Annotated in this window: 5 protein-coding genes; 2 read left to right on the forward strand and 3 right to left on the reverse strand. The window is 60.2% G+C overall.

Features of this window, described 5'->3' with window-relative positions; all coding sequences use genetic code 11:
• The 3 genes from DBV08_RS18975 to DBV08_RS18985 form a co-directional block, all read right to left on the reverse strand.
• The coding region (locus DBV08_RS18975; RefSeq protein ID WP_260395651.1) for an isopeptide-forming domain-containing fimbrial protein at positions 1–2,956 on the reverse strand (2,956 nt) is incomplete at its 3' end.
• A gap of 976 nt (positions 2,957–3,932) precedes the next feature.
• Positions 3,933–4,628: a glycoside hydrolase family 25 protein gene (locus DBV08_RS18980; RefSeq protein ID WP_370334015.1), complete on the reverse strand. Its 696-nt coding sequence runs from the start codon at positions 4,626–4,628 to the stop codon at positions 3,933–3,935.
• 107 nt (positions 4,629–4,735) lie between these two features.
• The gene (locus DBV08_RS18985; protein ID WP_124568486.1) at positions 4,736–6,073 is read right to left on the reverse strand and encodes an amylo-alpha-1,6-glucosidase; all 1,338 of its coding nucleotides are present in this window, start codon (positions 6,071–6,073) and stop codon (positions 4,736–4,738) included.
• 110 nt (positions 6,074–6,183) lie between these two features.
• On the opposite strand from DBV08_RS18985, the gene DBV08_RS18990 reads away from it, so the two are divergent.
• Together DBV08_RS18990 and DBV08_RS18995 are read left to right on the forward strand one after the other, a co-directional pair.
• Positions 6,184–6,882: a haloacid dehalogenase type II gene (locus DBV08_RS18990; RefSeq protein WP_095973754.1), complete on the forward strand. Its 699-nt coding sequence runs from the start codon at positions 6,184–6,186 to the stop codon at positions 6,880–6,882.
• 72 nt (positions 6,883–6,954) lie between these two features.
• On the forward strand, positions 6,955–7,866 hold the full coding sequence (locus tag DBV08_RS18995) for a cation transporter (RefSeq protein ID WP_124568487.1): 912 nt from the start codon (positions 6,955–6,957) through the stop codon (positions 7,864–7,866).
• The last annotated feature ends 198 nt before the right edge of the window (positions 7,867–8,064 follow it).

Below are 8,064 nucleotides of genomic sequence, written 5' to 3' on the forward strand. Positions count from 1 at the left end.
AACCCGACACCGGATCAGACGACTTCACCACAGCAATCTTCGGAGACAGAACCGGATGCTCGGTCGTGACCGGCGGAGGAGTGATCTCCGGACCGGTCGGCGGCTTCGCAGTACCGGTGACCTTGTTGTTGATCAACGTGCCGCCGGCAACACCGGCATTGACCTTCACCTGGTAGGTCAGAACAACCGACTTACCAGCCTCGAGTGCACCCGTCCACGAGAGCGTCGTACCCGACAGGGTCGGAGCCGCACCGTCGACACCGTCAACAGTTGCCTTGAGCGAACCGTCCACCAACACGGCATTGTCGAGAACCTTCGACAGATCATCGGTCAACACCACCGGATCAAGGGTCGTGTTACCCGTATTCGCACCCGTCACCGTGTACGTGATCACCTGACCAGCATTGACACCAGTGCCCGAGGCCGGATCGGCAGTCTTCGCGACTGTGAAACCGGGAACCGAGTGATTGGTCTCCACCGGAGGGGGAGTGATATCCGGACCGCTCGGCGGCTTCGCAATGCCGCTGACCTTGTTGTTCAGGACAGTGCCTGCGGCAACCCCGTCGTTGACCTTCACCTCGTAGGTGAGAACGACAGACTTACCGGCTTCGAGAAGACCAGTCCACGAAAGGGTGGTGCCCGACAAAGTGGGAGCAGTAGCAGGAGCACCGTCGACGGTCGCCTTCAGCGAACCAGGAACGACGGCAGCGTTATTGAGAACCGCACCCATATCATCAGTGATCACTACGGGATCTAGCTTCGTCTTGCCGGTGTTGGTGCCGGTGACGGTGTACTTGATCGACCCGCCGGCCTGAACAGTCGAACCGGAAATCGGATCAGCAGTCTTCTCCAAGGTGAAGCCGGGAACTGAGTGATTGGTCTCCACCGGAGGGGGAGTGATATCCGGACCGGTCGGCGGCTTCGCAATGCCGCTGACCTTGTTGTTCAGGACAGTGCCTGCGGCAACCCCGTCGTTGACCTTCACCTGGTAGGTCAAGACAACAGACTTACCAGCCTGGAGATTGGCGGACCACGACAAAGTGCTGCCCGACAGAGTCGGAGCAGCGGCAGGAGCGCCGTCGACGATCGCCTTCAACGAACCAGGAACGACGGCAGCGTTATTGAGAACCGCACTCAGATCGTCAGTGATCGTCGCGGGAGTCAGTGCCGTCTTGCCGGTGTTGGTACCGGTGACGGTGTACGTAATGGTGTCGCCGGCCCGAACCGTCGAACCGGAAGCCGGATCCGCCGTCTTCGTCAGCGTGAAACCAGGCATGGGATGCGTCGTGCAGAGATTGGTTGCAGGATCACATGTTGTCGGAGGAGTCGTAGTCCCGGGAACCAGATAGTTGTTCAGTACCTTGTTGCCGCCATCTTTGACAGTAACGGTGTATGTGACTGTCCCTTTGCCTCCCGCCGGCAAGGTGCCGCCGACCTTGATCTTGTCGGGGCCGTTCAAAGCAGCGGTGAGCCCACCGGTTGCAGCCCCGACCGCGACAGTTCCGTCATCGATGACATCGGTGAGATAGTCCGTGTAGTCGATCGTCGCCGGCGCAGCGCCAGGGTTCTCGAAATTCAAAGTGTAGGTGATTGTTTGACCGATATTGACCGTCTCACCGGTTGGTGGTGACGAGGACTTCTTCACGAGAACCGGTGTGTTCTTGACCTTGCAGTACACGTTGTCGCCCGGCGTAAGTGCTGCCTGCGCGACGTCACCGACCCTGAGTGTCTGGGTCACACCGTTTACCTGGCAATCCCATGACGTCGCATAGTTCGCGGTCTTGGTAGCCGAGGTAGTTGGCTTCTCCCAGAAAGTGACAGGGGTGGGCGTGGTATCCGCGAGGAGCGTCCGCCAGCCAGTCGATGCCGTCGTATCAGTCGCACCGGTCGTGGTGCTCTTGATCTCGGTTGCTGCGGCAGCGCCCGCGTTTGCGTGGTGCCCGGTGCTCATGCCGATCGTGAAATCGTCACCGGGGGTGACGCGCGTGAGGTCCTTGTCGATCTTGACCTTCGAGAGAAGGACACCGAAGGCCAGGCCCTGACGAGAGGTGGCCTGAACGGTATTTCCGAAAGTGGCTGCGAAACTTGTCGGAGCAGTCGATGCAACGACAAGCGTTCCGGGCGTACGCCCCTGGCCATTGACGTTGTTCCAGGAATCGCAACGGACGGTGGTGGCTGGCATACCCGTCAGACCACCGTCACAGGCCCGAATTCCGGGGTAGGCAGGATCATCGTCGTCACCGACGGTACGTGCAATCTGACGTAGAGGTTTGTCCGAATTGAAAGTGAGGAATTCACGGTCGTTCGTAGTATTGATATTCGCGTCTGTCGACTCGGCGTCGGCTGCTACAAGCCCGTAGTTGTTGACGGCGCCATTCGGCCCCGTCATCACGATGTTCTTCAGCGAGACTGTTCCACCGGACTGACCAGCGGTGGCTGAGGTCTGGTAGATCGCCGGCTTGATCGTCGTCGGCACACCCGTGTACGCGGAAGTTCCCAACGCTGCATAGTGCAACGTGGGAAATGCCTTCGTTTCGATCCCCTGGTGATTCTTTCCTGCAACCGAGTCGGTGAGAAAAGCCTTGAAGTTGATCTTGTAACCGTCGGTGAGCTGGATTTCCATCGACTGCCCTGCCGCAGAAGCAGCCGTTGCCGCATCGAGCGTCGACATATCGATCCAGCAGATGTTCTGCGAGAACGGACCGGTGCCGGGGGCGCTGAATGCGCAGCCTTTTGCAGGCTGTTCATCCGGCAGGACAGCGGCGCGAGCCGGCGCCTGAGCCTGAACGGGACCGCCGAGCGTCGCGGCCGGCTGCGCTGATGCAACCACTGCCGTCGCGCCGGAGATACCGAGAATCATCGCGATGGCGGTCCACACCACCGTCCACGCTCGCACCCAGGGCGGGAGCCCTGCGGTGAATAAGGCCGACCTTGTCGGCGGAATGTCGTTAGGCATTTCTTACTCCCCAGGATGTGCCTGATCGATGTTCGGTGGACGGATATGCGAGAGCGCTGGCGCGAACTCCCGATTGATCGGTTGGTTCGGGTCGATGCGCCTGTTTTCGGCTGATCGACCTCACACCGGACGCTGTTGCCGGTCCTGTCATTCGAGCTCCTCTTCGGAAACACTTGCGTGTTGGAAGAGCCGTCCCGAACAGGACCTTGGCCCTCGAAATCCATGCAAATCGAGAGCAACCTTCCAGTTATCTGGACCAAGATAACAGATAACCGGGAGCTTGCCCATCGAAAGTCAGACAAAGCAGACCGATCGCCGTTTTTGTTCGTAGATCGGACAACATCCGGGAAGCGGTGTTGTTCAAGCGGACAATTCGCCCACCGGAGTACGTCGCGACACCGAACGCGATGAAATTCGACGTTTTCGCTGACCAGATCGGGTGAAGACCCCCGTCGAGTACGGCACCCAATCTGGACAAATGCCCAATATGTATAAGGCCTGTTGAGTGCACCACAACCATCTGAACCCGAGGCAAATCCTCGTCACTGAGTGGCGCAATACCATCCGAACAAACCGCTGAAATTGATCGAATTGATCCAGACCGCACCCAGCGACGGCTGCCGGTAACGAAGCACCCCGGGGCTCCGATATTTTGATTGCGAGGCGCAACATTCGACCCGAAACCGGGCGTCCACCCTGGCACCAGACCGAACTTCAAGTCCGTTTTGTAGCTTTTCGGAGGGAGCGATTCTGCTCACTAGCTGCCGTGGCTATCTTCTGATCATGCCCAGCTAGTCGCAAATTCAGGGACCGTGGCTACCGTTGGGCAGAATTCTCGTAACTGGCGAGCAACAACCGGACTAACCAGCCAAGCATCGCAAGAGCGCCAAGAGGGCCCCTCCGCGCGCCTAGAGACAAATGCCTCGAAGGCGAAAGGCCCGAAACAGGCACCACGGAGCCAAAGGCCCGCCGCAAACTAGCTACTGCCGAACCCCACACTGTTGGCGTAGCGATCGAAATCGCCCTGCGCTCCGCTGTAGACGTTGATATCAGTGTTTCCGGTGATCCCGGGGATGCGTCCGGTGCTGGTGTACTGCCAGAAGGTCCAGTTGGACCAACCACCGGGCAGCGGGCCCGGTGCGTTCTGGCCGTTGTAATCGGCGATCCACAGCGGGTAGTGGTTGAACTCTGTGGTGTTGGCCATCTGAGTACGCCAGAAGTTGGGGTACGTGTAGATGATTGGCTGCCGCCCGGTAAGTGCCTGGACGGTGTTCAGGTAGCGATGAGTCCAGTCGATGACCTGACCGGCAGGCAGTCCTTTTGCGTCCTCTAGATCCAGAACGGGCGGGAGGTCACCGGGTCCGTTGATACCCAGGACGATCGCCGAATAGAAGGCGGCCTGGGCTTCGGGGGACTGGCGAACGTCTGCGTAGTGGTAGGCCCCGCGCGAGACGCCGGCAGCACGCATGACCAGGCAATCCTGAATGAAGTACGGATTGACGTAGTTGAGCGACTCGGTGGCCTTGACCATCGCGAACTCGTGCCCTGACGCCTTGACCTGGAACCAGTCGATTCCGGTTCCGTCCACGTGCTGCCACGAAGACACGTCCGGGCCACGTGGCGCGTCGGCAGCGGCGAGGCCAGGTGCCGTGATCGCGATGGCAGCAGCCATCGCGATCGGGGTGAGCTTGCCCAGTGTCCTGACGATCCGTCGCTCGACCATTTCCCGAGAGTAAGGTTGACTGGTCCGTTTTGTCCGCTAATTCAGCGAATGTTCACTCAACCGAGCCAGTCGAGAACGGCCGCCGCAGTCCACGACTGCTGCATGCTCCCCAACGGTTCTCCGGTGAAAGGCTCGTAGTACTCGGCAAATGTGCCGTCGCTGGCCTGCCTCAACCCCTCCGAACGCAGGACGTGTGATCGCTCGGCCCATCCCCGACGCGCGAACGCCCACGAGAACAACCACGTGATGACCGGCCACACCGGGCCACGCCAATACTCCCGAGGACGGAAATCGCCGGAAACCGGAGACGTCGACGGTGGGACAGCAAATCGCATGTCCGGGTGACCACAAAATTTGGGCCCCTCGAAAGTACGCAACAGAGCGCGCTCGGCATCACGGCTCAGGCCGCCGCACAGCAACGGCGCAAACATCGCGATGGTCTCGGTATGAACCCATCGCCCGGTTCGAAGATCGAAATCCTTTGCTGCACCCGATCGTTCATCAGTGGTGGCAATAACACCCTGCCGGAATCGATCTGCCCAACCGCGCAGATCACGGACGTCGGAGTTCGGCCGCGAATGCTCCTCGCCGATAGTTGCCAAGACGTCGCATGCCATCGAGAAGACGGCACTGACAAACACGTCCTCGACGGCAAAACTCATGGCCGTTGCAAGCTGCGAATCCTCGTACCGCACGGCCTTCATCTCTTCGAGAAGCCAAAGGTAGCGGTCGTATTCGTGATCCGTAGGCCGCTGAGACAGGTCCGTCACCACAGCGAGATCAGCACGCTGATACGCAGGCACTTGTCCCGCAACAACATTCGCGTACGCCAGATCCCATCGCGGAGAGTTGTCCATCCCCGATTCCCACCCGTGATAAAGCGCGATGCGGCCGTTGCCGTCAAGATCGCGGGCCTCCGCCAACCACCGGTGCCACCGAACCAGATCGCTCCAGCGCCGGTCCAGGAACTCTTCCGCGACCGCACGCGTCGTACGTCCGTGCCGACGCGAATGATCGAGAATCCGCTGCACCGCGATCGCGTGAACAGGGGGTTGGGTGATTCCCGATGTAGCGGTACCCAAAGGAGCATGAGCTGCCAACGCATTGACATCCCAGCGCGTCGGGCCGGGGAAGTAGCCGTCGACACCGTTCGCGAACACGATGTGCGGAATCATTCCGTTCTTCCACTGAGCCGAGAGCAAGGTATCGAGCTCTACTACCGCCCGTTCGACGCTGAGCGGCGCCAAACCTACCGCGACGAACGCGGCGTCCCAGCTCCACATGTGGGGATACAGCTTCGGGGCAGCGCTGGTCATCGTGCCCAGGTCGTTTCCGCGCAGCAGGTAGGCAGATCGGGCGGCGAGCTGAGTCGGGGTAAATCCGCGGTCGGCCATAGATGTCTATTTTGCGACGCGCGGCGCCTTTGCGCTCATCGAGCACGAATCGGGCGCCGTAACCGCAATAATGTGGGAAGTCCGTCAGGCGATCTCGGAATGGAGGCCTAGTGCGCGAGAAGATCAAAGCACTGCTGTTCGACGTCCAGGGCACAGCGACCGATTTTCACAGCACACTGTGCCGAGAGGCCCGTCGAATCACCGACGCGGACGTCGACTGGTCACGCTTCGTCAATCTCTGGCGCGCTGAGTACTTCGCGAACACCTCTGAGGTCGACAACGCTTCAGACGAATGGGTGACAGTACATTCGGTGTACCGCGAGGCTCTGCGCAAGCTGTTGGTCCGCGAGAGTATCGAGCTTTCCGACGCCGAACAGGAAGAGCTCACCACCGCCTGGAAATTCCTGGACCCGTGGCCCGACACTGTCGCCGGCCTGACAACCCTGCGCCAGCAGTACACAATCGCTGCCTTGTCCAACGCCGACGTGAACGCAGCGGTCAGCATCTCGCGCCACGGAAACCTGCCCTGGCATGCCGTCTTCACTGCCGAAATGGCCGGTGTCTTCAAACCGGACCCGAAGATCTACCACCTTGCCGCTCGGTACCTCGGATACGACCCGGCCGAGATCATGATGGTTGCCAGCCACAAATACGACATACGGGCAGCCAAGGCTCTCGGATTTCGCACCGCCTTCATAGCCCGACCGCTCGAATTCGGAGCAAAGGGAAATCCCGACGTGACCTATTCCGACGAGTTCGACATCAACGCCGACGACTTTCTGGATCTGGCAGCGCAATTGGTCCACTGATGCCGTGCCTGCGCGTCGTTGCTGGTATTCCTACGTGAAGGAATATCGAAACGGACAGGCGGTTTGAAATTCATGGGCTCCAGGGAAGACAGCGCTACCCGCGAACGCACGGCCCTGCGGTACTCGCTCGTGGTCGCAACCGCGTTGGCTGTGCTCGCCGCATTCTGGGGCTGGATCTCGCAGTCCCAGGTGATCCTGCTCGACGGTGTGTACGCCCTCATCGGAATGGTGTTGACGGCGCTGTCACTGCGGGTTTCACGGATAGCCGACTCGGGCCCCACCGCACGCTTCCCCTTCGGCAAAGAGGCATTGATCCCGGTAGTCATCGCCGTCCAGGGCATGGCACTACTGGCGACGCTCGCCTACGCCGCAGTCGAGGCGGTACGGGTCATCCTCGCGGGAGGAGCCGACGTCACTGCCGGATCATTGGTGGCATACGGCGCTGTCAGCGCAGTGGTGTCGATCATCATCTGGCGCTACGTCGGGCAAGTCGACCGCACGTCCGATCTACTCGTCGCCGAAGCCAGGCAGTGGGGAGCGTCGGCTGCCTTCAGTGCGCTGGTCGCAGTCGGTGCTGTCGTCGCAATGATCCTGGGCCGCACCGATTTCTCCGACGCAGACCGCTATGTCGACTCCGTCTTGGTTCTCCTCGGCTGCGCGATGTTGGTCCCACAACCGTACGCACTTCTGCGAACCGCACTGATCGAACTCCTCGAAGGTGCTCCCGGCGAGAACGTTCAGGCCCGCGTGCACGAAGCCATCACTGCCGTCCGCGACGAATTCGGTTTGGACGAACCGACTCTCACCATGAGCAAGGTGGGCCGCAAGCTGTATATCGAAGCGACGTTCATGGTCGCGCCACACAGCTGGGACATCGACGGTGAAGACGCAGTACGACGCTCGTTCGCCACCAGCCTCGCCGACCTTCCCTACGAACCATGGCTGAACATCGAACTGACTACAGATCCGGCACTGATGCTCTAACGACGGAATCTACTCTCGAACAACACAATCACGAAGACCGGACCCGGCTCGCCTTCTCGAAAAAATCCTTGACTCGAATGTATGTTCGAGTATGATGGGAGATGGAACGGGGGGTTCTCATGACGATCGACATCACCGACGACGCTGTCACCGACGTGGTCAACAGCTCCGCTGTGGGTGTGCGCGCCCGACTGTGGC

It is taken from the genome of Rhodococcus sp. KBW08, assembly GCF_003852455.1.
Lineage (GTDB): Bacteria > Actinomycetota > Actinomycetes > Mycobacteriales > Mycobacteriaceae > Rhodococcus_F > Rhodococcus_F baikonurensis.